The organism is Stenotrophomonas maltophilia complex sp. Om-AH-Sm3 (assembly GCF_059337855.1).
In genome coordinates this window covers 112,038-134,974 of record NZ_JBYBLQ010000002.1, presented here as the reverse complement: position 1 = coordinate 134,974, position 22,937 = coordinate 112,038, and the positions used below count along the sequence as shown (strand labels likewise).

Below are 22,937 nucleotides of genomic sequence, written 5' to 3'. Positions count from 1 at the left end.
ATGTTGTGGATGATCGACAACTACGACAGCTTCACCTACAACCTCGTGCAGTACCTGCAGACGCTGGGCGCCGAGGTGAAGGTGGTGCGCAACGATGCGATGAGCGTGGACGAGATCGCCGCGCAGAAGCCCGAGCGCATCGTCATTTCGCCCGGCCCGTGCACGCCCAACGAAGCGGGCGTGTCGCTGGAGCTGATCCAGCGGCTGGGCCCGACCACGCCGATCCTCGGCGTGTGCCTGGGCCACCAGGGCATCGGCCAGGTCTACGGCGGCACCGTGATCCGCGCCGGCAACATCATGCACGGCAAGACCTCGCCGATCCGCCATGAAGGCAAGGGCGTGTTCGCCGGCCTGCCGGACCGCTACCAGGCCACCCGCTACCACTCGCTGGTGGTGGACAAGAACAGTCTGCCGGACTGCCTGGAAGTGACCGCCTGGACCGAGAACGAGGACGGCTCGATCGAAGAGATCATGGGCCTGCGCCACCGCCAGTTCCCGGTGGAAGGCGTGCAGTTCCACCCCGAATCCATCCTCACCGAACACGGTCACGCCCTGCTGCGCAATTTCCTGCAGCGCCCGGCGGCCTGATCCAAGGAGTATTCCCATGAGCTTCTCCCCCCAGGAAGCCCTGCAACGCACCATCGAGCACCGCGAGATCTTCTTCGACGAGATGGTCGACCTGATGCGGCAGATCATGCGCGGCGACGTGTCGCCGATGATGACCGCCGCCATCCTCACCGGCCTGCGGGTGAAGAAGGAAACCATCGACGAGATCGCCGCCGCCGCCACGGTCATGCGCGAATTCGCGCTGGCGGTGCCGGTGGTCGACAGCACCCACCTGGTCGACATCGTCGGCACCGGTGGCGATGGCTCGCACACCTTCAACATCTCCACCTGCGCGATGTTCGTGGCGGCTGCGGCCGGTGCGCGCGTGGCCAAGCACGGCAACCGCAGCGTGTCGTCCAAGTCCGGCAGCGCCGATGCGGTGGAAGCACTGGGCGCGGCCATCGAGCTGCAGCCAGCGCAGGTGGCCGCTGCCATCGAGCAGACCGGCATCGGCTTCATGTTCGCGCCGATCCATCATCCGTCGATGAAGGTCGTCGCGCCGGTCCGCCGCGAGATGGGCGTGCGCACCATCTTCAACATCCTTGGTCCGCTGACCAACCCCGCCAGCGCGCCGTCGGTGCTGATGGGCGTGTTCCATCCTGATCTGGTGGGTATCCAGGCGCGCGTGCTGCGCGAGCTGGGCACCGAGCGCGCCATGGTGGTCTGGGGCCGCGACAACATGGATGAGATCTCGCTCGGCGCCGGCACCCTGGTGGGCGAGTTGCGCGACGGCAAGGTGCGCGAGTACGAGATCCACCCGGAGGACTTCGGCATCGCCATGTCGGCCAGCCGCAACCTGCGCGTGGACAGCCCGGAGCAGTCCATCCAGATGCTGCGCGCGGTGCTGGACAACGATCCCGGCCCGGCGCTGGACATCGTCGCGCTCAATGCCGGCGCCGCGCTGTACGTGGCCGGCGTGGCCAGCGACATCGGTGATGGCCTGGCCCGCGCCCGTGCCGCCATCGCCAATGGCAGCGCCCGCCAGCGCCTGCAGCAGTATGTGGAGACCACCCGCGCGCTGGTTGCCTGAGCGCGCGGTTCAGCCTGACCCCGTCGATGGCCGATAATGGCCGTCCTCAGCGCCCCCGCACCGAATCGAAGACGATGAGCGACATCCTGCAGAAGATCCTGGCCCGCAAGGCCGAAGAAGTAGCCCAGCGCCGCGCCCAGCGCCCGCTCGAGGAGCTGCAGGCCGCCGTGGCCAGCGCCCCGCCGGTACGTGGCTTCGTGCGCGCGTTGCAGGCGGCCGTGGCCAACGGCGACCCGGCGGTGATTGCCGAGGTGAAGAAGGCCAGCCCGTCCAAGGGCGTCATCCGCCCGGATTTCCGCCCGGCCGACATTGCCGTCAGCTACGAATTTGGTGGTGCCAGCTGCCTGTCGGTGCTGACCGATGTGGACTTCTTCCAGGGCGCCGATACCTACCTGCAGCAGGCCCGTGAAGCCTGCACGCTGCCGGTGCTGCGCAAGGACTTCGTGATCGACGCCTACCAGGTGTACGAGGCACGCGTGCTGGGCGCCGACTGCATCCTGCTGATCGTCGCCGCGCTGGACGACACCCAGCTGGCCACGCTGTCCGAACTGGCGTTGTCGCTGGGCATGGACGTGCTGGTGGAAGTGCACGACATCGACGAGCTGGAGCGTGCCCTGCAAGTGCCGGCGCCGATGATCGGCATCAACAACCGCAACCTGCGCACCTTCGAGGTGTCGCTGCAGACCACGCTGGACATGCAGCAGGCGGTGCCGCGTGACCGCCTGCTGGTCACCGAGAGCGGCATCCTCGGCCCGCAGGACGTGGCGCTGATGCGCGACGCCGGCATCCATGCCTTCCTGGTCGGCGAGGCCTTCATGCGCGTGGAAGAGCCGGGCGAGGGCCTGCGTCAGCTATTCTTCGCAACATGACAACGCACTATCCGACGCCGCGCGAGGATGCGCCGCTGGTGGTCTTCGACTTCGACCACACCCTCTACGACGGCGATTCGGGTACCCACCTGTTCGCCTCGCTGATCAAGCGCAACCCGCTGCGCATGCTGGCGGCGCTGCTGGTCACGCCGATCGCCGGGCCGATGGTGGCGATGCTGCCGACCCGTCGCGCGGGCATCTCGGTCTATGTGTGGATCGGCAGCTTCGGCCTGCACCGTGCGCGCGATTTCAACAAGGTGATCGACGCCTACGTGCTGCGCAATCAGGCGCAGATGCGCGCCAAGCTGCTGCCGCAGGCGCTGGACGTGTTCGCCGCGCACCGCGCCAAAGGCGATCGCGTGGTGGTTGCCACCGGCGCGCCGCCGGAGCTGGCCCGCGCGATCCTGGCCTTCGTCGCCCATCAGGACGTACCGGTGATCGGTACCGAGGTCGGCCCGCGGCTGGGCGGTGTTGGCCCGACCCGGCACTGCCACAACGAAGAAAAGATGCGCATGCTGCGCGAACGCGGCTATGGCGACATCGATATCGCCTATTCCGACAGCACCGCCGACCTGCCGCTGCTGCTGGCGGCCAAGGCGCCGGTGGTGGTGAACCCGAAGCCGGGGCGGGTGGCGTTCTTCCGCCGCGTGCTGCCGGCCGGCACCCGCATCCTCAACTGGGGATGTGTGGATCGCGGCGGCGACAAGGCGTAGCCCGGGGCCAGATCCCATGGGGGTTCTGACCCCATCGCACGATGACGGATCTGCCGGCCAGCGGCGGCGCTACCCTTCTCCGTCGCGGTTGTGCTGACCCTTCTCCGTTCCGGTAGTGCCGGCCGCTGGCCGGCAAGCGCTCAGCGCCCCAGGTGCCCGTACACCGCATGCCCGATCTGGAACAGGCTGATGCCCAGTACCAGCACGCCCACGGCCACCAGCACCCAGCGCTCCTTCACCCGCTTGACCAGGATCGCCGCCACCGGAGCGGCCATCATGCCGCCGATCAGCAGGCCGGCAACGATCTGCAGATGCTGCACGCCCATCGACAACAGGAAGGTCGCTGACACCGTCAACGTGACCACGAACTCGGCTGCGTTGACTGTTCCGATGGTGGTGCGCGCCTGGCCGCCGCGGGCGAGCAGGGTGGACGTCGCGATCGGTCCCCAGCCACCGCCGCCGCTGGCGTCGAGCAGGCCGGCGAAGAAGCCCAGCACCGGCACCCGGCGGATCTCGCCCTTGGGCATCCAGCGCCCAGCGGCGCGGGCCAGGATGAGGATCGCCAGCACCAGCAGGTACAGGTAGATCAGTGGCCGGATGATCTCGCCCGGGACCTGCGTGAGCACGTACGCGCCCAGGGCACCGCCCACTGCGCCGGGCAGGGCCAGGCGCAGGAACAGGCGTTTATCGACATTTCCGGCTGCGAGGTGCGACACCCCCGAGGCGCCCGTGGTGAACACTTCGGCGGTGTGGATGCTGGCGCTGACCTGTGCCGGGGGCAGGCCCATGCTCAGCATCACCGACGAGGACACCAGGCCGAACGCCATGCCCAATGCACCGTCCACCAGCTGTGCGCCGAGGCCGATGAGGATGAACCACCAGAATTCGCTGCTCAGCTCCATGTACCGAGCCTAGCCCAGCGGGCCGCGCAGGGGCCGTGTAGAGCTGAACCCATGCGCGGCTGCCTTTGACGTACCGCAGCCGAGCGTCGGCTCGGCTCTACAGGATGGCTCGGCAGCCTTGGGTTGCCTTGCAATCAACGGGTGCCGTACAGCACCACGGTCTTGCCGCGGGCATGCAGCAGGCCGTCGGTCTGCAGCTTCTTCAGTACGCGGCCGGCCATTTCGCGCGAGCAGCCGACCAGTCGCGCCAGTTCCTGTCGCGAGACGCGCAGCTGGCTGCCCTGCGGGTGGCTCATCGCCTCCGGTTCCTGCGCCAGGTCGTGCAGGGTGCGCACGATCCGGTCGGTAACGTCCAGGAATGCCAGGCGGCTGGCCTTGCGGCTGGTGTCGAGCAGGCGCTTGGAAATCTGCTGGCCCAGCGCATACAGCAGGCGCGGGGCATCGGCCGACAGCGGGCCGAGGAACAGCTGATGCAGGCGCTCGTAGCTGATTTCAGCCAGCTCGCAGGCGGTACGGGTCCGCAGGATCACCTCGCGGCGGTCCGATTCGACGAACAGGCCCATCTCGCCGACGAACTCGCCGGCACCGAAGTAGCCCAGCACAAGCTCGCGATCGTCATCTTCCTCGGCCATGATCGAAACCGAGCCGCTGATGACGTAATACAGGGTTCCCGCCGGGTCTCCGGGCCGGAAGACGTCGGTACGGGTGGGATATCGCCGCCTGTGGCTGTGCGCCAGGAAACGATCGATTGTGGCGATATCCAGGGCCAGTGGACTGCTAGCTAGGCGCACGGTTGACACGATAGGAGCGCTCCCTCTGCGCATGAACGGATTCACGGGGTCGATAGCGGAGCTTAACCAGCGCAATTGTTAAGGGCAAACAGTGTGCCAGAACTCTTGCGTCTTCACGTTCCCCCCGGGGGCAGTTTGCCCCATAATTCCCCCTTTCCCTTCTTACACAGGAATCGACCGCCGTGGTCAAGCCGTTGCCTCGCCTGAGGCTGCAGGGTTTCAACAACCTCACCAAGGCGCTGAGCTTCAACATCTATGACGTGTGTTACGCGCGCACCGAAGAGGAGCGTCAGCGTTACATTGAATACATCGATGAAGAGTACAACGCCGACAGGCTGACTCAGATCTTGACCGATGTCGCCGAGATCATCGGCGCCAACATCCTGAACGTGGCCCGCCAGGACTACGATCCGCAGGGTGCCTCGGTGACCATCCTGATCTCCGAAGAACCGGTGATCGACAAGAAGCTGGCCGGCAAGGAGCTGATCTCCGACGCCGTGGTCGCGCACATGGACAAGAGCCACATCACGGTCCATACCTACCCGGAAACCCATCCGCAGGAAGGTATCGCCACGTTCCGCGCGGACATCGACGTGGCCACCTGTGGCGTCATTTCCCCGCTGAAGGCCCTGAACTACCTGATCGAGAGCCTCGAGTCGGACATCGTGATCATGGACTACCGCGTCCGTGGCTTCACCCGCGATGTGAAGGGCAAGAAGCACTTCATCGACCACAAGATCAACTCGATCCAGAACTTCCTGGCCAAGAACATCAAGTCGCGTTACGAGATGTTCGACGTCAACGTCTACCAGGAGAACATCTTCCACACGAAGATGCACCTGAAGGACTTCGACCTGGACCAGTACCTGTTCGAGGAAAAGGCCAAGAACCTGTCGTTCAAGGAACGCATGAAGATCGAAGCGCTGCTCAAGCGCGAGATCGAAGAGCTGTTCCACGGCCGGAACCTGTCCGAGTAAGCCCCATGTGCGATGCCCGCAGGCATCGCCACCCAGGCGGGACGACCCGCCCCGTGGAACCAGTGCCTCGCACGCGTTACAGTTCCACGGTGATGTACCGACCCACGGCCCGGTGTGAAAACACCGGGCCGTTTCGTTTTTCTCAAAAAAAGGTAAGGAGCCCCCACCCATGCCCTGGATCTACCTGCTGCTGGCCGGCCTGTTCGAGATCGGTTTCGCCCTCGGAATGAAGTACTCCGAAGGCTTCAGCAAACCCCTGCCCACCGTTGCCACGGTGGTATCGGCCCTGATCAGCCTGTACCTGATGAGCCAGGCGATGAAGAGCATCCCGGTCGGTACGGCCTACGCGATCTGGACCGGCATCGGTGCCATGGGCGTGGCTGTGCTCGGCATCTACCTGTTCAATGACAGTGCGTCGCCGGCCCGCCTGGCCTGCGTGGGCCTGATCGTGGCCGGCGTGATCGGCCTGAAGCTGGTCTCGCCCAACTGATTGATGGCCCGACCAACGGTCGGGCCCCCACCGTCGCCCCCCGCACCTCCTGGTAGGCCCGCACCGTTGGTGCGGGCGACCCTTCAGATGCGGTAGGCGATGGTCTTCATCACCCTGGAGGCCAGCGCCATCACGCCCGGGATCGGGAACGGCAGGCGGCGTGCGCCGGCCTGCTCGGCGTGCTCCGCATGGCGGGCTTCGTCTTCCTTCATCACCTCGATGACCGCACGGCTGCGCAGGTCGCTGGCCGGCAGATCGACCAGGTGCTCGTCCAGATGGGCTTCCACCTGGCGCTCGGTTTCGACCACGAAGCCGAGGTTCCAGCCGTCGCCGCGCAGCCCGGCCAGGGTGCCGATGGTGTAGCTGCCGGCGTACCACAGCGGGTTGAACAGGCTCGGGCGGCTGTCCAGCTCGCCCAGCCGGGTGGCACACCACGCCAGGTGGTCGGTCTCCTCCTGGGCCGCTTCCAGCAGGTGTTCACGCGTGGCAGGGTCGCGGGCCACGGCGGCCTGCCCGAAATACAGGCCCTGTGCGCAGACTTCGCCGACGTGGTTGATCCGCATCAGCCCGGCCGCGTGGCGGCGTTCAGCGTTGTCCATGCCCGGCTCGCTGGTGTCCGCGGCCGGGTAGGGGCGGGCTGCCGGCGGGTTGCCGAACACCGTGTCCAAGGCGCGCTGCGCTTCGGTCAGCAGATGGTCCAGCGGTGTGGTCTGGCGGAGCACGGTCATGGCGGTACGCGGTGGGACGGAAGACCCCTCGATTCTCCCCCGGCTCCGGCCCCCTGCCAACCCGGGACATGGCCGGCTTGCACCGGGGGCTTGACCTGCGTACAATCCCGCCTCTTACGCTTCACCTTTCACAACGCGTGGCAGAGTTCCGGCGAGCCGTTCGCCGCAATGAGCCCGACCTAACATAGAGTTCTTCATGAGCACTTTCACTGCCAAGAACGAGACCGTCCAGCGCGACTGGTACCTCGTCGACGCCGAGGGCAAGACCCTGGGCCGTCTCGCCACCGAGCTGGCCCGCCGTCTGCGTGGCAAGCACAAGCCGGTCTACACCCCGCACGTTGATACCGGCGACTACCTGGTCGTCATCAATGCAGAAAAGATTGCCGTCACCGGCAAGAAGCTGCAGGACAAGATGTATCACCGTTTCACCGGTTACATCGGCAACCTGAAGACCGAGTCCCTGGCCCAGGCGCTGGAGCGCCACCCGGAGCGCGTGATCGAGATCGCCGTCAAGGGCATGCTGCCGAAGGGCCCGCTGGGTCGCCAGATGTACCGCAAGCTCAAGGTCTACGCCGGCACTGAGCATCCGCACGCCGCACAGCAGCCGCAGGTTCTGGATATCTAATCATGGCTATCACTCAAAACTACGGCACTGGCCGCCGCAAGTCCTCCACCGCTCGCGTGTTCCTGCGCAAGGGTTCGGGCAACATCACCGTCAACGGTCGTCCGCTGGACGAGTTCTTTGGTCGTGAGACCGCGCGCATGATCGTGCGCCAGCCGCTCGAGCTGACCAAGAACACCGAAAGCTTTGACATCCTGGTCACCGCCGCTGGCGGCGGCACCACCGGCCAGGCCGGTGCGATCCGTCTGGGCATCGCCCGTGCTCTGGTCGAGTACGACGAAACCCTGAAGTCCGAGCTGCGCAAGGCTGGCTTCATGACCCGTGACGCCCGTGAAGTCGAGCGTAAGAAGGTTGGTCTGCACAAGGCCCGCCGCGCCACCCAGTTCTCCAAGCGCTGATCTACCGCGCCTGGTTGGGCTCCTTCGGGAGCCCGCTGGATGGGAAAGCAAAAGCCCGGCTTCGGCCGGGCTTTTGTCGTTTCGGGGGCATCGATGTCCTGGTTGCCGGCCAGCGGCCGGCACTACCCGGGGCGTCGCATCTCGGAAGGGGTGGGGTGGTGCCGTTTCCTGCGGAGCAGGGTCCGATCCCGCGGGCGCCTCTCTGGGGAAGAGCCCCCTTGATGTTCAAGGGGGCGCGCCGACAGGCGCAGGGATCAGGTGGAATGCGCGACCAAATTAAAAGCAAAAGGCCAGATCTTTCGATCTGGCCTTTTGCTTTTAATTTGGCTGCCCCGGATGGATTCGAACCACCGAATGCCTGAGTCAGAGTCAGGTGCCTTACCGCTTGGCGACGGGGCAAAACGTGCAGCTATTTTCTCACTTTTCACACTGAAAAACAACTTGATTTTCAGTGTGGTGGCTATGGGTGGACTCGAACCACCGACCCCAGCATTATGAGTGCTGTGCTCTAACCGGCTGAGCTACATAGCCTTGGTGAGCCCGCTATTCTGCGGATGTGTATCGGCCCTGTCAACACTTTTGTGCCGTGCTTGTGGGCCGACAGAGGGCATGGGATAGTCCCGACCAGTAGATTTTCTTAGGAGTCCGCATCGTGATCGATCCGGACGGCTATCGACCGAACGTCGGCATCGTGCTGATGCGGCAGGACGGCCAGGTGTTCTGGGCACGACGCGTGCGCCGGGACGGCTGGCAGTTCCCGCAGGGTGGCATGAACACCGACGAGACGCCTGTCGAGGCCATGTATCGTGAACTGCAGGAAGAGACCGGCCTGCTGCCTGAGCACGTGGAAGTGCTCGGGGCGACGCCCGGCTGGCTGCGCTACAAGCTGCCGGCGCGGGCCATCCGCCGCAATGAACGGCAGGTCTGCATCGGGCAGAAGCAGGTCTGGTTCCTGCTGCGCCTGACCGGCGATGAATCGCATGTGCAGCTGGACCATACCGACTCGCCCGAGTTCGACCACTGGCGGTGGGTGGACTTCTGGTACCCGGTGGAGCACGTGGTGATGTTCAAGCGTGGCGTCTATGCGCGCGCGCTGCGACACCTGGCGCCGTTGGCGCGTGGGGTGGCCGGGCAGGGCGTCAGCGCCATGCCCAAGAGTGCCGCCGAGGCCTGGATGCCGGGCCACGCGGCCGGCCATGACAGGCCCCGGAAGCGCACGCCCAAGCGCGGCGGCTACTGGCCGCGCAAGGCCAAGGGGGAGTCCGGGGCGGTTTGAATGGGAGGCCACGCAGGCTGCGGGCCGATCCGTCACAACGCGTCCCCGCCGGCTGTTTCCGGCAGGACCGGGCTGTCCGGCGGGCCGGTCAATCCGACTGTGAACGGTATCGAGAATGGTTCAGGTCTCTGATTGACAACCATTCTCGTTTCCATTGGAATACGCAACAGGCCGCTTCTGGCCTGTCAGCCCGGTTCCCGCCTGTGTACGTCTGCATCTGCAACGGAGTCACCGACCACCAGATCCGCGAAGCCGCCAGCCATGGCGTCAGCACGGTGGCGGAACTGACCATGCGTACCGGTTGCGGTGCCACCTGCGGTTCGTGCCTGGACATGGCCGGCGACCTGCTGGCCAAGGCACGCGCGACGCACGATCTGCCGCTGCCGGTATTGGGCCTGGCCCAGGTTGCCTGATCGTTTCCTCGCGGCGCGTTGACGCCGCGCTTTCGCGTCCTTCACCTGCAGCCGCGCAGGCCAATGCGCACGATTCGCGTTCCTTCACCACCGCACGCAAGGCGTTACAGTGCCTGCGTTTTCAGCGTGCAGGAGCATCCCCATGAAGGGCGACACCAAGGTCATCGAATTCCTCAACAAGGTCCTCTACAACGAGCTGACCGCGATCAACCAGTACTTCCTGCACGCCAAGATGCTGAAGAACTGGGGCATCAAGGAACTGGCCGAACACGAGTACAAGGAATCGATCGACGAGATGAAGCATGCCGACATGCTCGCCGACCGCATCCTGTTCCTCGAAGGCCTGCCGAACTTCCAGGCGCTGGGCAAGCTGCGCATCGGCGAGAACCCCACCGAAATCCTGCAGTGCGACCTGTCGCTGGAACGCGATGGCGTGGTCACCCTGCGCGAGGCGGTGGCCTATTCCGATTCGGTTGGCGATTATGTCAGCCGCCAGCTGTTCGTGAAGATCCTCGACTCGGAGGAAGAGCACATCGACTGGCTGGAAACCCAGCTCGACCTGATCGAGCGTATCGGCGAGCCGAAGTACCTGCTGAGCAAGCTGGAAGAGTGAATCAGCGGTCCTGGCCGGCGCGATGCTGTGCCAGGTAGCCCGTCAGTGCAACGCGCGCCCGGGCGAATTCCGCAACCAGCAGCGCCACCGCCACTGCGGGGCGCTGCAGGCTGCCACTACGGGTCTCGTGCTCGATCCGCTGCGCGATCGCCGACAGCGACAACGCCCCCACGTTCGCGCTTGATGATTTCAGGCTGTGTGCGACTGCCTGCATGCGCGGTTCATCGCTGTTCCGCGCGGCCAGCTGCAACTGCTGCACCATCGACGGCGCATCTTCAAGAAATACCGTGACGATCTGGGTGGCAGCATCGCCGATCACCGCGTGCAGTTCATCCAGCACATCGCGGTCGAGCACCGGTTGTGGTGCTGGCGCCACCTGCTTTTCCGGATTCTGTAGAGCCGAGCCATGCTCGGCTGATGGCGTGCGACTGCAATTGGCCGTCAGCCGGGCATCACCCGGCTCTACAGAAGGCCGTGCAGGTGCTGCGGCTTTACCGCCACCCCAGCGCTGCAGCAGCGCATGCAGCGTGGCGCGCGCGATCGGCTTGGACAGGTAATCGTCCATGCCGGCCTGCAGGCAGCGCTCGCGGTCGCCGGCCATCGCATTGGCGGTCATCGCGATGATCGGCAATCGCGCATGCCCGGTTTCCGCTTCTTCGGCGCGCCAGCGGCGCGTGGCGGCGTAGCCGTCCAGCACTGGCATCTGGCAATCCATCAGCACGATGTCCAGCCCGCCTTCGCGGAGGGCGGCCAGGGCCTGTTCGCCATCGGCGGCGTTGCGCACCTCGCACTGGAACACCCGCAGCAGCTGCTCGGCCACCATCCTGTTCACCGTATTGTCCTCCACCACCAGCACGCGCAGATGCAGCGGCGGCAGCGTGGCAGCCGGTTGCTCGTGTTCCGCGCTGGCCAGCAGCGCAGCGGGGCGGGCAGAGGCGACCGGTGCCGCCAGCAGTGCATGCAGGGCGGCGTCGTCGAAGTGGGAGGGCAGCTGGCGCTGGCGGGGGCGTTGCGCAATCGCATCCTCCTGCAGCCACAGTACCTGCAGTGCATCGTCGTCGCCGCGTTCCCCCAGTGCGAGCTGCAGCGTGGCCTCGCCGTTGCGGCGTGCGCGCGCATCGACCAGCAGCCAGGCGGGTGCCGGTTTTCCGGGCCGCGCGGGAGCGCGCAGGCGCTCGACCACGCTGTCCAGTTGCGCCAGCACCTGCACCTGCAGTCCATGGTGGGCAGCGATGCGCTCGATGCGTGCCTGCAGCGATGCATCGGCACTGAACAGCAGCAGCGGTGCCGGCGCGCGCGTCATCGCCGGCAGGTCGCCAGGAACCTTCAGGAGCGGGATCTCGAACCAGAACGTAGCACCCTGGCCGGGCGTGGACTGCACACCAATACGCCCATGCATCAGGTCGATGATGCGCTTGCAGATGGCCAGGCCCAGGCCGGTGCCGCCGTAGATGCGCGTGGTGGATGCGTCGGCCTGGCTGAAAGACTGGAACAGGCGTGCCTGCAGCGCGTCGTCGATGCCGATGCCGGTATCGATGATCTCGAAGCGCAGCTGGTGCTGCGCGGCACCTTCGCCCAGGCGCAGCACGCGCAGCTGCACCTGGCCGCGGGCGGTGAACTTGATCGCATTGGCCAGCAGGTTGCTCAGCACCTGGCGCAGGCGCACCGGGTCGCCGCGCACCGGCAGGCGCACCGATGGATCCAGCTGCAGGCCCAGTGCCAGGCCCTTGGCGTCGGCGGCGCGCTGCATCAGCTGCACCACGCCATCGAGCAGATCGCGCAGGTTGAAGCTGGTGATTTCCAGCTCCAGCGCCTGTGCTTCCAGCCGGGAGTAGTCGAGGATGTCGTCGACGATGCGCAGCAGCTGCTGCGAGCTGGCCGAGGCGGTGGCCAGCATCTGCCGCTGGTCCTCGCTCAGTGGCCCGCGTGCGATCAGCTCCAGCATCGGCAGGATGCCATTGAGCGGGGTGCGGATCTCATGGCTCATCGTGGCCAGGAACTCGCCCTTGGCCAGCACGGCCGCCTCGGCGGCCTGCTTGGCCTGCAGCAGCTGTTGTTCCAGCTGGCCCTGGCGTTCAGTGGTATGGCGTAGCTGGTCCCGTTCAGCGGCCAGCGCTCCGTGCGTGCGCTGCAGCTGCGCCAGCGCACGGTCGCGCGCGCGAAGCCGCAGGCCCAGCACCATCAGCGCGATGGTGGCCGCGGCGAGGGCAACCAGCAGCACGCCCCACAGCGGCACGTCAGAGCACCGCGTTGTGGAAGTCGAAGTTCAGGTCGCTGCCGGCCGACTGCACCATGTTGCCCTGGATGTAGTCGACGCCGCCGACCCACATCGCCGCCGCAGCCTGCGGATCCTCGATCTGCTGGCCGATGATCTGCAGCCCGGCGGCATGGGCCTGATCGATCGCCTTGCGCAGCTCCTCGCGCGTGGCCGGATTGGCATGGCTGCTGGAAAAGCGCGCAGCCATGCGCACGAACGACAGCGGCAGCTGGTTCAGCAGGGCATCGGCCTCGCCGCTGGGTTCGAACTGGCTCAGGCAGAAGCGCACCCCGGCACTGGCCATGCGCTGGCAGAACTGCTGCAGCGGCACGGTGTGGATCAGTGCGTCCGGCAGGCGCACGTCGATCACCAGTGCACTGCCCGGCAGGTCGCGCTGCTGCAGTGATTCCAGCAGCCAGTCGGCGAAGGCGTCGCGCTGCAGGGTGCGCAGCGACTGCGAGACGAACAGGTTCAGTGGCTGCGTCGCGTGGCGGTACAGGTCCAGCAGCCCCAGCGCGTGATCCATCACCTGCTGGTCGAGATCGGCAATGCGGCCTGCGGCTTCCGCTGCCGGGATCACCTGCCCGGCCGCCAGCACGGTGCCGTCGGCCTGGCGAAGGCGCAGCAGCAACTGGTACTGCGCGGTGTTGCCGCCGGCAACAGCGACGATCGGCTGATAGGCCAGTTCCAGCTGTCCTTCCAGCAGCGCCAGGTGTTCCTGTTCGGTGACTGCCTGGCGGTGCACATGGCCGGCCACCCCGGCGCTGAGCAGGCGCGCCTGCAGGGTGGTGCGCTCGACGGCTTCCAACGCACTGTTGGCATCGTCGAAGCCCGGTGACAGCGGTGCGTAGCCAACTACGCCGCGCAGGTGCACGGATTCGTCGTCGCGGATCACGAAGGCACGTGCCGACAGCTGCTCGCGCAGGCTGGCAGCGATGCTGTCAAGGGCGTCCTCGTCGGCGCTGCGGGCCAGCAGCAGGAAGCTGTTGTCGTTCAGGCGTGCCAGCAGGTGCGGATGGCCGGCTTCGGCCAGGCGCTGCCCGGCCTGCACCATCAGCCGTTCAAACGCGGCATAGCCATAGCGTTCGCGCAGGCCCAGCGCGCTGGCCACTTCGATGAAGAACACGCCGCCCTGATCGCGGTGGGCGAGTGCGGTGTTGAGCTGCTGCAGCACGTGGTGGCGCGTCGGCAGGCCGGTTTCCGGATTGCTGGTGGCCGGTGCGCCGGTGGCGCCGGGCAGGGTCGCGGCCTGGGCTCGTGCGCGGCGGATGCGGTTGGCCACCGCTGCGATCAGGTGGCGGGGCCGGATCGGCTTGCTCAGGTAGTCGTCCGCGCCGCTGTCGAGAACTTCGAACTGGCGCTCCGGATCCGGATCACCGCTGAGGAACACGATCGGAAGCAGCTGCAGGCCGGGCTGCTGGCGGATCAGCGCGGTCAGGCGCATGCCGTCCAGGCCGGGCAGGTGAAGATCCATCAGGATCAGGTCGGGGCGGTGCTCCTTGATGGCCTGCAGCGCGGCATCGGCATCGTTGTGGACGATCGCCTGCATGCCGGCGCCGTGCAGCACGCTCTGCGCGAACAGGGCCTGCGCCCGATCGTCTTCAACGATCAGCACGCGGTAGGGCGAGTCCGATGGCGACGGGGCCAGATCGTTGTTGCCGGCGTCGGCCAGTGCGATCGGGCCGGGCAGCGGCGGCGGCGCGCTGTTGGCCGGCGTGGACGCATCGGCCGCGACAGGGGATGGGGTCGCCGCCATCGGTGGGTCCACGGCCGGAGGTGCCGTCTCGGGGGCCCAGCGTTGCCAATGGTCGGCCGGAGGGGTTTCAGCGCGTCCCGGGCGGGCGCCCGCGGGGGATTCGTTTGCGGCCATCGGTGCTCCTGGTGTTCGCGTCCATTATGCGACAAGCCCGGCGCTCAGCCGGTACCGCTGTGCCCTGGCGGTGCTGCCGATGCACCGCGCGCCAGCCAGCGCACGCCCTTCCACAGGGCGCGCCAGACCAGCCACACCAGCAGCGCACCGGCCAGGCTGCAGGCCAGCACCACGATCAGCGCGATCCACGGGTGTGCCAGGGCGAGGGCCAGGCCACCGATCACGACGGTGTCTTCGGCCGCAGAGGCGACCCAGTTGCTGGCCGGTTCCGGCGAGGTGTTGAGCAGGGCGCGGGTACCGGCCTTCAGGCCATGGCTGGCCAGGGCGACGCCGGCACCGGCGGCGAGCGCACCGGTGCCCAGCTGGCCATCCGGCGACAGCGTGGCCGCTGCAAGGAATGCGCCGGCCGGTACGCGCGCGAGCGTCTGCACCAGGTCCCACACCGAATCCACGCCAGGGATCTTGTCGGCGAAGAATTCGGCCACCGCCAGCGCCGCCGAGGTGCCCAGCACCCACCAGGATTCGGTGGCCTGCAGGGCGGGGGGGAGGTCGACCCAGCCAAGCAGCCCGGCCAGGCCGACACCGAACACGGTGAGGTAGACGCGGATACCGGCCAGCCAGGCCAGCAGGATGCCGATCACGAACAGGTGGGCTTCGGTCATGGCGGTGCTCCGGCGACGGAACTGTGCAGGGGGCCACACTATCGACGATGGCGTGCCTGAACGCCACAGACCGTAGCCGGCCACGGCGCAGGAAACCCACCCGTCCTGTCATACACTAGCCCGTCGTTTGCCAAAGGGGCCGTACCGGTGTCGCCCTTGCGATACCCCGGAAACCACCCATGACCAACCGTCCTCCCATGCGCGTGCAGGTCCGCCTGCCCGGCGCGCCGCAACCGCCTGCCGACCGTCGCCGCCTGCTGGTGATCGGCGGCATCTGGCTGCTCAGCCTGGTGCTGGCGGTGCTTGGCGGCTGCTGGATGGCCACCCCGCGCGATGCCCAGGGCCAGCGCCTGCAGGCCGCCGAAAAGCGTGCCGAGGCGCTGCAGGCACAGCTGACCGAGCTGCGCCAGAAGCAGGCCACGCTGGAAGCCTCCGACCGCATCAGCCGTGCCGCCAATACCGAGGTGCAGTCCTCGCTGGCAGAGCGCGATGAGGAAATCGCCGGGCTGCGCGCCGATGTTGCCTTCTATGAGCGGCTGGTCGGCTCGACCAGCCAGCGCAAGGGCCTGAACACCCATTCGATCGAGTTCAGCCCGGAAGCGGCCGGCACCTGGCAGTACACCGCCGTGCTGACCCAGAACCTCAACCGCGGGGCCATCAGCCAGGGGCAGATGCGCTTCACCGTGGAAGGCGTGAAGAACGGCAAGCTGGCCACGATCAGCTGGGATGATCTGCACCAGCGCAGCAAGGTGCCGGGACAGGACTACTCGTTCCGGTACTTCCAGCAGCTCACCGGCAGCGTGATGCTGCCGGCTGACTTCACCCCGCAACGCGTGCGGGTGACATTGGGGAGTGGTACGGGGGGTACCACCCAGGTATTCGACTGGAAACAGGCCGGTGCGCCGGCCAGCAAAGGGGAGTAGGCAGATGTTCGGAAGCAGCAAATCCAACCGTGAAGGCCAGCTGGTGGTGGATGCCCTGATCGGCAACCAGGTGGTGATCCGCGGTGATGTGGAATTCAGTGGGGGCCTGTATGTGGAAGGCCGCATCCACGGCAAGGTGATCGCCGCCGAAGGCGCCAGTGGTGCGACCCTGACGGTTGCCGAGCACGGCGTGATCGAAGGTGAGATCCGGGCCCAGGTGGTGGTCATCAGTGGCCGCCTGGACGGCGATGTACACGCTACCGAGAAGGTCGAGTTGACCCCGAGCGCACGGGTCAATGGCAACGTCCATTACCAGGTGGTGGAGATGAACGCGGGCGCGCAGCTGAACGGCCGCCTGATCCATGCCAGCGCCCCGATGGCAGCCTTGCCGGCGCCGGAAGGCGAAGACGCCCATGATGGCAGGGGCGATACCGCCGCGCGTCGCAAGCTGGCCGAGGCGATGGCTTGAAAGCCGTCGTCGGCACCCCCATGCTGGCAGCATGAGCACGCTAGTCTCCCTGCCCGGCGCCACCCCGGTTGCCGCGCCCGATTACCAATCGCTGGAGCGCCCGCTGAACTTCACCGAGTCGGCGGCCGCCAAGGTCAAATCCCTGATCCAGGAAGAGGGCAACCCCGACCTGGCCCTGCGTGTGTACATCGAGGGAGGCGGCTGTTCGGGCTTCCAGTACGGGTTCGAGTTCGACGAGAACCGTGCCGAGGATGACCTGGCGGTACAGACCAGCGGGGTGACCCTGCTGGTCGACCCGCTGAGCCTGCAGTACCTGATGGGCGCGGAGGTGGATTACACCGAGAGCCTGACCGGTGCCCAGTTCGTGATCCGCAACCCCAACGCAAAGACCACCTGCGGCTGCGGCAGCAGTTTCAGCATGTAACCAGGGCGCGGGGCCTGTGTCCCGCGCGACAAGGTGTGTGGAGCAAGCTCCGCACCCACGGGCGGTTTCCGCAAAGCCTGCGGCTTGCCACCTGCATCGATTGGCGGCACGCTTGGCGGATGCCCAATACTCCTTCGCCGCTTTCCGGTTTCGCCTTCGTTGGCGAACCGTTGGAGCGCGCCGATGCCCTGCGCGAAGATGCTGATGTACTGGCGCGCCTGTGGCCGGGCGCGCGCATCCTCGTCCTCGATCACGATGGCAGCGCCTTCACCGGCGATGACGACCAGCCGCTGGCGCTGACCGGCGCCGACGTCGGCGGTGGCCCGGGCGCCGCAGTTTTCCTGGGGCTTCGCGGTGATCAGGCATGGTTCTCGGTCGAAGCCACCAATGTCACCGTGAGCGCGCCACGCCGACTCGATCTGCGCCAGGCTGCATTGTTGTGGCCGATGGCCGATGCCACCGCTTTCAGCTATGCCCGTGGCATGTCCTACTGGCACTCGCGCACCCGCTTCTGCGGCGTATGCGGCGGCGCGGTGGCGTTTGCCCGTGGCGGCTTCGTCGGCCGTTGTGCGCAGTGTTCCACCGAACACTATCCGCGCGTCGATCCGGCGGTGATCGTCGCCGTGGAAAACCAGGGCCGGCTGCTGCTTGGCCGGCAGTCGAACTGGGCCCCGCGCCGTTACTCGGTGCTGGCCGGCTTCGTCGAACCCGGCGAGACCTTCGAGCAGACCGTGGTGCGCGAAGTCCATGAGGAGAGCAAGGTGCGGGTGACCGCCTGCCAGTACCTCGGTTCGCAGCCTTGGCCGTTCCCCGGCGCGCTGATGGTCGGCTTCCGTGCACAGGCGCATGACGACCTGCCGACCGTGGATGGCGAGCTGGAAGACGCGCGCTGGTTCAGTGCCGACGAGGTCGGCGCCGCGTTGGCGCGCGATGTGGAGGACGACGGCCAGGGCATCCGCCTGTCGCCACCGATCTCGATTTCGCGGGGCCTGATCGAACACTGGTACCGCCAGCAGCGAGGCTGAGTCGGCGTTTCGGCCGGGCCGGTCGTGGCAGCTGTATTGCCGCCACCTGAACACGGCCCGGGTTACAGTCCGGTTCACCCGCGAGGGCACCGCTGCGACAGGTAAGGTAGCGGCGCCGAGCGTTCTGTTTCGTAGGGAGACCTGCCATGTTCACCACTCTGGCCGCCGTGCTGGTGGCGCTGGCCCTGGGCCACGTTGCCCCGGCCGCTGCCGCCTCGATGCGCCGTTTCGACGGCTTCCGGCGCTGGCTGGGCTGGCTGGACGCGCGTGGTGGCAAGGCCTGGCAGGGACCGGCTGGAGTGGCGCTGGCGCTGCTGCCGCCGTTGCTGCTGATGGGGCTGCTGGCGTGGCTGCTGCGCGGAGTGCTGTTCGGCCTGCCGTCGCTGCTGCTGGGTGTGGCCGTGCTGGCCTGGTGCTGGGGGCCGCGTGACCTGGATCGGGATATCGAAGCGATCATTGATGCGGACGACGCCGCGACGCGGCAGGCAGCCGTGCGCAACCTGCAGGCCGCCGGTGGCAGCCTGCGCGAAGACGTGCCGTCGCTGGTCGAGGCGACCGTGCTCAATGCGCTGCGTCGCTGGTTCGCGGTGCTGTTCTGGTTCCTGCTGCTGGGCCCGGCCGGTGCGCTGGGCTACCGCTTGCTGGCGTTGATGGCGGAAAGCCCGATGCGTGCACGCGTGCCGGTGGAGCCGCTGGCGCTGGCGCAGCGCCTGCTGGGCTGGATCGAGTGGCCGGTAGCGCAGCTGATGGCGTTCTCGATGGCGCTGGTCGGCAACTTCGATACGGCGTGGAAGGCCTGGCGCCAGGCCCATGGCGAACGCCTGGTCGGCACCATCGGGTTCCTGGGCGCGGTGGCGCGGGCCAGCGTCAACGCCGAGCTGCGCGAGGACGCGCACGATTACACCGAGGCGGGGCTGTTGCCGGTGTGGCAGCGGCTGCCGGACCTGCGTGATGCGATGAGCCTGGTGTGGCGGATGCTGCTGCTGTGGCTGGCGATCCTCGCCCTGCTGGTGATTGCGGGCTGGGTGACGTAGTTGTTGTGCAGGGCTTGCAGCCCTGCACCTGCAGAGGCCAACGCCAAAGCCAAAGCGGCTCTGGGTTGCTGAGGGTTGGGCGGGGCGGTGTGGGGCTGCAGGACACGCCGTAAACCCCCAAACCGGCCCAGCCGCTGGCGGCTGTGCGTTCGGGCGCTTGCGAAGCAGTGCTTCGCAAGCAAAGCGCCCTCACCCCTGGGGGCTCGATGGCGCCATCCATGGCGCCAACGGTCCTGCGGCCCCACACCGCCCCACCCCCGACAGTTTCCCGGTGACGGTGGGTCAACTGCGACTGCCGGTGGGTGTCGACCTTGGTCGACACGGTAGATCCACGCCATGCGTGGATGCAGAGCGAAGCGATCCGCTTCCGCTTTTGATCTTCTGTTTCTTTTCCGTGGTGGACGCACACGGAAACTGTCCGTGGCCGGGCGGGTGGGCTGCGCAGGGGCGTGAGCCGCATGGATGCGGCGACCGAGCTTACATGGACGTACTTGCAGCGCCCCCTGCGCAGTCCACCCGCCCGGCCAATCCCATGACCGACAAACGCCGCCCACCACGAGGGGCTGCGCCGTTGGCTGGAATCCTAGATCGGTGCCAGCGCCGTGAACGGTGCCCACGGCAGGTTACGCAGCAGCGCATACCCAGGCAGTACCCAGAGCCAGAACGTGGGATTGGCCAGCACCCGCATCAGCGGGTCCAGCAGGCGCGGACGGATGCCGGCGACGTTCAGCAGCATCAGCAGCAGGAAGGGCAGGCTGATGACCAGCAGCGGGTTCATCGCCATCGCGCCGGGCAGGTCGAAATGGACCAGCGAATACAGGCAGCGGGTGCTGCCACAGCCCGGGCAGTACAGGCCGGTCAGCGCGTACAGCGGGCAGCTCGGCAAGGGATTGCCGGCGACATACGGATTGACGTTGCGCAGCACCAGCGCGGCACCGGCGGCCAGGCCGGTGGCGGCCAGCAGCGGTGCCCAGCGGGCCAGTCGGGATCGGGTGGGCAGTGCGGACATGCAGCAACGGATCCGGCGCAGACGCCGGATCCGTCCACGCGGATCAGTAGCCGCTGTTGCTCATCGCACCCATGCCGCCGAGAGCGACGATCAGGATGCCGTACAGCACGCCGACCACGACGGCGGCAATGGCCGACCAGATGGCCCACTTCTTGGCCTTGGCCGAGGATTCCTGGGCACCGGCGATGTCGCCAGCGGCCAGCTTGCCGTTGACCTGGGCGGCGTAGACGATCGACACGATGCCGGCCGGCAGGCAGCAGAACAGGGTGCTCAGGATGGCCCAGACCAGATTGTTCGGGACCTGCGGAGTGGCGGTATTCATGGGTTCAAGCTCCTTGATGGGTGGTGGTGGTGAATCATTGGTCGGAAAGAGCGCCCAGTACGGCCAAGCCGCCGAACAGCCCGAACCACAACAGCAACAGGACCGGCAGGGCCACGGCCGAAGCCACCGCCCACCAGCCCGCCTTGCGCGACGCGCTGTAGGCCCCCGGCAGGTCGCCGGCCGCGCGGCGGCCATCGACCTGGGAGGCATAGACGATCGACACCACGCCCAACGGCAGGCAGCAGAACAGCGTCGTCAGGATCGCCCAGACCAGATGGTTGGGGATGTAGACCGGACGGCTGAGCGGTGGCGGTTGATTCAAAGCAAGACTCCATTCCTTGGTGGCCGGCCATGGTGCATTGGCCGAACCTCCCCCCTGTGGGTGCGTAATCTACCTCAACCTGCGCTGCATGTATGCGTTTACAGTCAGATGGTGGCGTGCATGCCCCTTGACTGGGCGCTATTGGACCGGCCTCTGTCATGAAACAGAGGCCGTCATTCCAGGGATTGGGGCTATCGCCTGAAAGCGCTACCGACGGCTGCCGGGCCGATCAGGCGTGATCGCCACGCAAGGCCCGTACCTGCGCCTCCAGCACCGGGGCGCGGGTGGCGTGGCCATCGACGGCCGGTGCCGCCACGACCTCGACCGTGGCGCGGAAACGGCGCGGCACCCGCATGCGGCCGAGGCGGCTGTCGCGGCGACTCCACATGCTCGACCACATGCCGCGCAGCGCCATCGGCACCACCGGCACCGGCCGCCGCTCGAGGATCTTCTCGACGCCGGACTTGAACGGCGCCATCTCGCCGTCGCGGGTCAGCGCACCCTCGGGGAAGATGCAGACCAGTTCGCCTTCGGCCAGTGCAGCGTCGATCTCGTCGAACGCCCGCTGCATCAGTGCCGGGTCTTCGCGCGCACCGGCGATCGGGATCGCCTTGGCGGTCCGGAAGATCCAGCGCATTACCGGGATGTTGAAGATCCTGTAGTACATGACGAAGCGCACCGGGCGCGGAATCGTCGCCGACAGGATCAGCGCGTCCATGTAGCTGACGTGGTTGCAGACCAGCAGCGCGGCGCCTTCGTCCGGCACGTTGGCCTCGATGCCGTGCGGGCGCAGCCGGTACAGGGTGCGCACCATCAGCCAGCTGAGGAAGCGCATCAGGAATTCAGGGACGATGGTGAAGATGTAGATCGCCACCAGCGCGTTGGCGATGGCCAGCGCCAGGAACTGCTGCGGAATGGTCCAGTGCAGCAGCGTGTGCGCGGCCAGCGACAGCAACGCCGCAGCGACGATGAAGCCCGAGTTCTGGATGTTCAGTGCGGCGAACACGCGCGACATCTGTGCCTTCGGCGTGCGGCTCTGGATCAGTGCGAACAGTGGCACCACGAAGATGCCGGTGAACAGGCCGATGCCGACCAGGTCGATGACGATGCGGATGCTGCCGGGCTGCTGCAGGAACGGCGCGATGGTCAGTCCGTGCACCGTCGCTTCGCCGCTGCGGGCGAAGTAGAGGTCGAGCAGGAACGCGGTCATGCCGAACGCCCCCAGCGGTACCAGGCCGATTTCCACCGTACGGGCTGACAGCTTCTCGCACAGCAGCGAGCCGACGCCGGTGCCGACCGAGAACAGGGCCAGCGCAAAGATGTACAGGGTCGGCTCGCCGCCCAGGTTGGTCACCGCGTAGGCCGGTAGCTGCGAGGTCAGCACGGTGCCAACGAACCAGAACCAGGACACGCCCAGGATCGAGTTGCGCACGGCCTTCTGCTGGCGCGCCATGCGCAGTACCGCCAGCGATTCCGGCAACGGGTTCCAGTTGATCTTCAGGGTCGGGTCGCCTGCATCGACCCTGGGAATCAGGCGCGCGGCGATGTTGCCGCAGATCGCCAGGGCGATGATCGCGCACGCAGCCACCACCGTACCGTGGCTGCCGGCCACGGTGAACACCAGGCCGCCAACGATCATGCCGGAGAGAATCGACATTGAAGTGCCCATCTCGACCAGGCCGTTGCCGCCGGTCAGTTCCTCGGGCCTGAGCACCGACGGCAGCACCGAATACTTCACCGGGCCGAACAGGGTGGACTGCATGCCGGTACAGAACAGGGCGACCAGCAGCACCGGCAGGCTCTGGGTGAGGAAGCCGGTGGCCGCCAGCGACATGATCACGATCTCCATGGTGGTGGTGGTCACGATCAGCCGCGATTTTTCCAGTTTGTCGGCGATCTGCCCGGCCAGCGCCGAGAACAGGAAATACGGCAGGATGAAGATGGCCGGTGCCAACGTGGCGTACAACCCCAGTTCTTCCTCCGGCACGGCCATGAACAGCAACATGCTGATGATCGCCTGCCGGTACACGTTGTCGTTGAACGCACCGAGCGCCTGTACGACGAAGAACGGCAGGAAACGGCGCTGGCGCAGCAGGGCGAATTGGTTGTGACCGGACATGGAGCCTCCTTGACCGGCGCAGCCTAGCATTCCTGCCCATCCGCTGTGGGTGCGGACCTGTGGGTGCGGACCG

General features: G+C 66.8%; 26 protein-coding genes and 2 tRNA genes. 16 read left to right on the top strand and 12 right to left on the bottom strand.

All coding sequences use genetic code 11. The features are described 5' to 3' along the window. The 4 genes from AC10QF_RS03305 (at window position 1) to AC10QF_RS03290 (ending at window position 3,218) form a co-directional block, all read left to right on the top strand. Window positions 1–588 (top strand): anthranilate synthase component II, encoded by a 588-nt coding sequence (locus tag AC10QF_RS03305; protein WP_005419831.1) that lies wholly within the window; start codon window positions 1–3, stop codon window positions 586–588. A 16-nt stretch (window positions 589–604) separates the two neighbouring features. Further along, on the top strand, window positions 605–1,636 hold the full coding sequence (gene trpD, locus AC10QF_RS03300) for an anthranilate phosphoribosyltransferase (protein ID WP_494541732.1): 1,032 nt from the start codon (window positions 605–607) through the stop codon (window positions 1,634–1,636). A 74-nt stretch (window positions 1,637–1,710) separates the two neighbouring features. Next, entirely contained in the window at window positions 1,711–2,505 is a 795-nt protein-coding gene (gene trpC / locus AC10QF_RS03295) for an indole-3-glycerol phosphate synthase TrpC (RefSeq protein ID WP_494541731.1), read from the top strand. After that, window positions 2,502–3,218, top strand: coding sequence for a haloacid dehalogenase-like hydrolase (locus AC10QF_RS03290; RefSeq protein ID WP_053497682.1), 717 nt, complete (start codon window positions 2,502–2,504; stop codon window positions 3,216–3,218). Before trpC ends, AC10QF_RS03290 begins: the two co-directional genes overlap by 4 nt. Window positions 3,219–3,358: 140 nt before the next feature. Here the strand turns inward: AC10QF_RS03290 and AC10QF_RS03285 are convergent, their stop codons facing one another. Together AC10QF_RS03285 and crp are read right to left on the bottom strand one after the other, a co-directional pair. Beyond that, a complete protein-coding gene (locus AC10QF_RS03285) occupies window positions 3,359–4,120 on the bottom strand; it encodes a sulfite exporter TauE/SafE family protein (protein WP_111178475.1) in 762 nt (253 codons plus the stop codon). A gap of 134 nt (window positions 4,121–4,254) precedes the next feature. Continuing rightward, window positions 4,255–4,944, bottom strand: coding sequence for a cAMP-activated global transcriptional regulator CRP (crp, locus tag AC10QF_RS03280; protein ID WP_010482649.1), 690 nt, complete (start codon window positions 4,942–4,944; stop codon window positions 4,255–4,257). Between the two features lie 149 nt (window positions 4,945–5,093). Here crp and speD point away from each other — a divergent pair, with 149 nt between their 5' ends. Both speD and AC10QF_RS03270 read left to right on the top strand, forming a co-directional pair. After that, complete coding sequence (speD, locus tag AC10QF_RS03275; protein ID WP_005411315.1) at window positions 5,094–5,888, top strand: adenosylmethionine decarboxylase; 795 nt, start codon at window positions 5,094–5,096, stop codon at window positions 5,886–5,888. A 169-nt stretch (window positions 5,889–6,057) separates the two neighbouring features. After that, window positions 6,058–6,378 (top strand): DMT family transporter, encoded by a 321-nt coding sequence (locus AC10QF_RS03270; RefSeq protein ID WP_005419816.1) that lies wholly within the window; start codon window positions 6,058–6,060, stop codon window positions 6,376–6,378. 83 nt (window positions 6,379–6,461) lie between these two features. On the opposite strand, the gene coq7 is transcribed toward AC10QF_RS03270, so the two are convergent. After that, a complete protein-coding gene (gene coq7, locus AC10QF_RS03265; protein WP_494541730.1) occupies window positions 6,462–7,106 on the bottom strand; it encodes a 2-polyprenyl-3-methyl-6-methoxy-1,4-benzoquinone monooxygenase in 645 nt (214 codons plus the stop codon). 196 nt (window positions 7,107–7,302) lie between these two features. Between coq7 and rplM the strand changes: the two genes are divergently transcribed. Then, a complete protein-coding gene (gene rplM, locus AC10QF_RS03260) occupies window positions 7,303–7,731 on the top strand; it encodes a 50S ribosomal protein L13 (RefSeq protein ID WP_005414692.1) in 429 nt (142 codons plus the stop codon). A 2-nt stretch (window positions 7,732–7,733) separates the two neighbouring features. Continuing rightward, complete coding sequence (rpsI, locus tag AC10QF_RS03255; RefSeq protein ID WP_005411311.1) at window positions 7,734–8,126, top strand: 30S ribosomal protein S9; 393 nt, start codon at window positions 7,734–7,736, stop codon at window positions 8,124–8,126. Between the two features lie 324 nt (window positions 8,127–8,450). Here rpsI and AC10QF_RS03250 read toward each other — a convergent pair. Continuing rightward, window positions 8,451–8,525: transfer RNA gene (locus AC10QF_RS03250), tRNA-Gln, on the bottom strand. A gap of 55 nt (window positions 8,526–8,580) precedes the next feature. Next, window positions 8,581–8,657, bottom strand: a tRNA-Met gene (locus tag AC10QF_RS03245). Window positions 8,658–8,778: 121 nt separating this feature from the next. Here AC10QF_RS03245 and AC10QF_RS03240 point away from each other — a divergent pair. The 3 genes from AC10QF_RS03240 to bfr all read left to right on the top strand — a co-directional run bounded on the left by AC10QF_RS03240 (window position 8,779) and on the right by bfr (window position 10,428). Next, on the top strand, window positions 8,779–9,402 hold the full coding sequence (locus tag AC10QF_RS03240; RefSeq protein WP_005419809.1) for an RNA pyrophosphohydrolase: 624 nt from the start codon (window positions 8,779–8,781) through the stop codon (window positions 9,400–9,402). A 203-nt stretch (window positions 9,403–9,605) separates the two neighbouring features. Next, a complete protein-coding gene (locus AC10QF_RS03235; RefSeq protein WP_005411309.1) occupies window positions 9,606–9,815 on the top strand; it encodes a (2Fe-2S)-binding protein in 210 nt (69 codons plus the stop codon). 142 nt (window positions 9,816–9,957) lie between these two features. Next, window positions 9,958–10,428, top strand: coding sequence for a bacterioferritin (gene bfr, locus AC10QF_RS03230; RefSeq protein WP_005419804.1), 471 nt, complete (start codon window positions 9,958–9,960; stop codon window positions 10,426–10,428). Window position 10,429: 1 nt separating this feature from the next. Here bfr and AC10QF_RS03225 read toward each other — a convergent pair whose 3' ends face one another. The 3 genes from AC10QF_RS03225 to AC10QF_RS03215 are packed head-to-tail and all read right to left on the bottom strand — an operon-like array spanning window position 10,430 to window position 15,217. After that, window positions 10,430–12,664, bottom strand: coding sequence for an ATP-binding protein (locus tag AC10QF_RS03225; RefSeq protein WP_494541729.1), 2,235 nt, complete (start codon window positions 12,662–12,664; stop codon window positions 10,430–10,432). Between the two features lies 1 nt (window position 12,665). Then, window positions 12,666–14,555 carry an EAL domain-containing protein gene (locus AC10QF_RS03220; protein WP_099495302.1) on the bottom strand — a complete coding sequence of 630 codons (1,890 nt, stop codon included), beginning with the start codon at window positions 14,553–14,555 and terminating at the stop codon, window positions 12,666–12,668. 44 nt (window positions 14,556–14,599) lie between these two features. Beyond that, window positions 14,600–15,217: a DUF4126 domain-containing protein gene (locus tag AC10QF_RS03215; protein ID WP_053497674.1), complete on the bottom strand. Its 618-nt coding sequence runs from the start codon at window positions 15,215–15,217 to the stop codon at window positions 14,600–14,602. Between the two features lie 179 nt (window positions 15,218–15,396). Here AC10QF_RS03215 and AC10QF_RS03210 point away from each other — a divergent pair, with 179 nt between their 5' ends. From AC10QF_RS03210 to ampE, 5 genes are all read left to right on the top strand, one after another. Next, complete coding sequence (locus AC10QF_RS03210; RefSeq protein WP_005419791.1) at window positions 15,397–16,140, top strand: DUF6776 family protein; 744 nt, start codon at window positions 15,397–15,399, stop codon at window positions 16,138–16,140. Window positions 16,141–16,144: 4 nt separating this feature from the next. Continuing rightward, window positions 16,145–16,609 (top strand): bactofilin family protein, encoded by a 465-nt coding sequence (locus AC10QF_RS03205; protein ID WP_494541728.1) that lies wholly within the window; start codon window positions 16,145–16,147, stop codon window positions 16,607–16,609. 31 nt (window positions 16,610–16,640) lie between these two features. Continuing rightward, the gene (erpA, locus tag AC10QF_RS03200; RefSeq protein WP_005419789.1) at window positions 16,641–17,033 is read left to right on the top strand and encodes an iron-sulfur cluster insertion protein ErpA; all 393 of its coding nucleotides are present in this window, start codon (window positions 16,641–16,643) and stop codon (window positions 17,031–17,033) included. Window positions 17,034–17,152: 119 nt separating this feature from the next. Then, window positions 17,153–18,058 carry an NAD(+) diphosphatase gene (gene nudC / locus AC10QF_RS03195; RefSeq protein WP_494541727.1) on the top strand — a complete coding sequence of 302 codons (906 nt, stop codon included), beginning with the start codon at window positions 17,153–17,155 and terminating at the stop codon, window positions 18,056–18,058. A gap of 146 nt (window positions 18,059–18,204) precedes the next feature. After that, window positions 18,205–19,092, top strand: a complete 888-nt coding sequence (gene ampE / locus AC10QF_RS03190) for a regulatory signaling modulator protein AmpE (protein ID WP_072168916.1) — start codon at window positions 18,205–18,207, stop codon at window positions 19,090–19,092. 583 nt (window positions 19,093–19,675) lie between these two features. On the opposite strand, the gene AC10QF_RS03185 is transcribed toward ampE, so the two are convergent. The 4 genes from AC10QF_RS03185 to AC10QF_RS03170 form a co-directional block, all read right to left on the bottom strand. After that, the gene (locus tag AC10QF_RS03185; protein WP_049410657.1) at window positions 19,676–20,101 is read right to left on the bottom strand and encodes a DUF2752 domain-containing protein; all 426 of its coding nucleotides are present in this window, start codon (window positions 20,099–20,101) and stop codon (window positions 19,676–19,678) included. Window positions 20,102–20,144: 43 nt separating this feature from the next. Beyond that, on the bottom strand, window positions 20,145–20,423 hold the full coding sequence (locus AC10QF_RS03180) for a CD225/dispanin family protein (RefSeq protein ID WP_005419785.1): 279 nt from the start codon (window positions 20,421–20,423) through the stop codon (window positions 20,145–20,147). A 34-nt stretch (window positions 20,424–20,457) separates the two neighbouring features. Continuing rightward, a complete protein-coding gene (locus AC10QF_RS03175; RefSeq protein ID WP_005419784.1) occupies window positions 20,458–20,745 on the bottom strand; it encodes a CD225/dispanin family protein in 288 nt (95 codons plus the stop codon). 229 nt (window positions 20,746–20,974) lie between these two features. Continuing rightward, a complete protein-coding gene (locus AC10QF_RS03170) occupies window positions 20,975–22,864 on the bottom strand; it encodes an MFS transporter (RefSeq protein WP_494541726.1) in 1,890 nt (629 codons plus the stop codon). Between the last annotated feature and the right edge of the window lie 73 nt (window positions 22,865–22,937).

Coding starts and splice junctions, on each gene's coding strand:
- trpC (WP_494541731.1), top strand. CDS start 1,711: ATGAGCGACATCCTGCAGAAGATCCTGGCCCGCAAGGCCGAAGAAGTA.
- AC10QF_RS03185 (WP_049410657.1), bottom strand. CDS start 20,101: ATGTCCGCACTGCCCACCCGATCCCGACTGGCCCGCTGGGCACCGCTG.
- AC10QF_RS03180 (WP_005419785.1), bottom strand. CDS start 20,423: ATGAATACCGCCACTCCGCAGGTCCCGAACAATCTGGTCTGGGCCATC.
- AC10QF_RS03270 (WP_005419816.1), top strand. CDS start 6,058: ATGCCCTGGATCTACCTGCTGCTGGCCGGCCTGTTCGAGATCGGTTTC.
- AC10QF_RS03210 (WP_005419791.1), top strand. CDS start 15,397: ATGACCAACCGTCCTCCCATGCGCGTGCAGGTCCGCCTGCCCGGCGCG.
- AC10QF_RS03290 (WP_053497682.1), top strand. CDS start 2,502: ATGACAACGCACTATCCGACGCCGCGCGAGGATGCGCCGCTGGTGGTC.
- erpA (WP_005419789.1), top strand. CDS start 16,641: ATGAGCACGCTAGTCTCCCTGCCCGGCGCCACCCCGGTTGCCGCGCCC.
- ampE (WP_072168916.1), top strand. CDS start 18,205: ATGTTCACCACTCTGGCCGCCGTGCTGGTGGCGCTGGCCCTGGGCCAC.
- trpD (WP_494541732.1), top strand. CDS start 605: ATGAGCTTCTCCCCCCAGGAAGCCCTGCAACGCACCATCGAGCACCGC.
- AC10QF_RS03305 (WP_005419831.1), top strand. CDS start 1: ATGTTGTGGATGATCGACAACTACGACAGCTTCACCTACAACCTCGTG.
- AC10QF_RS03220 (WP_099495302.1), bottom strand. CDS start 14,555: ATGGCCGCAAACGAATCCCCCGCGGGCGCCCGCCCGGGACGCGCTGAA.
- AC10QF_RS03170 (WP_494541726.1), bottom strand. CDS start 22,864: ATGTCCGGTCACAACCAATTCGCCCTGCTGCGCCAGCGCCGTTTCCTG.
- AC10QF_RS03215 (WP_053497674.1), bottom strand. CDS start 15,217: ATGACCGAAGCCCACCTGTTCGTGATCGGCATCCTGCTGGCCTGGCTG.
- rpsI (WP_005411311.1), top strand. CDS start 7,734: ATGGCTATCACTCAAAACTACGGCACTGGCCGCCGCAAGTCCTCCACC.
- rplM (WP_005414692.1), top strand. CDS start 7,303: ATGAGCACTTTCACTGCCAAGAACGAGACCGTCCAGCGCGACTGGTAC.
- AC10QF_RS03205 (WP_494541728.1), top strand. CDS start 16,145: ATGTTCGGAAGCAGCAAATCCAACCGTGAAGGCCAGCTGGTGGTGGAT.
- bfr (WP_005419804.1), top strand. CDS start 9,958: ATGAAGGGCGACACCAAGGTCATCGAATTCCTCAACAAGGTCCTCTAC.
- AC10QF_RS03285 (WP_111178475.1), bottom strand. CDS start 4,120: ATGGAGCTGAGCAGCGAATTCTGGTGGTTCATCCTCATCGGCCTCGGC.
- crp (WP_010482649.1), bottom strand. CDS start 4,944: ATGCGCAGAGGGAGCGCTCCTATCGTGTCAACCGTGCGCCTAGCTAGC.
- nudC (WP_494541727.1), top strand. CDS start 17,153: ATGCCCAATACTCCTTCGCCGCTTTCCGGTTTCGCCTTCGTTGGCGAA.
- coq7 (WP_494541730.1), bottom strand. CDS start 7,106: ATGACCGTGCTCCGCCAGACCACACCGCTGGACCATCTGCTGACCGAA.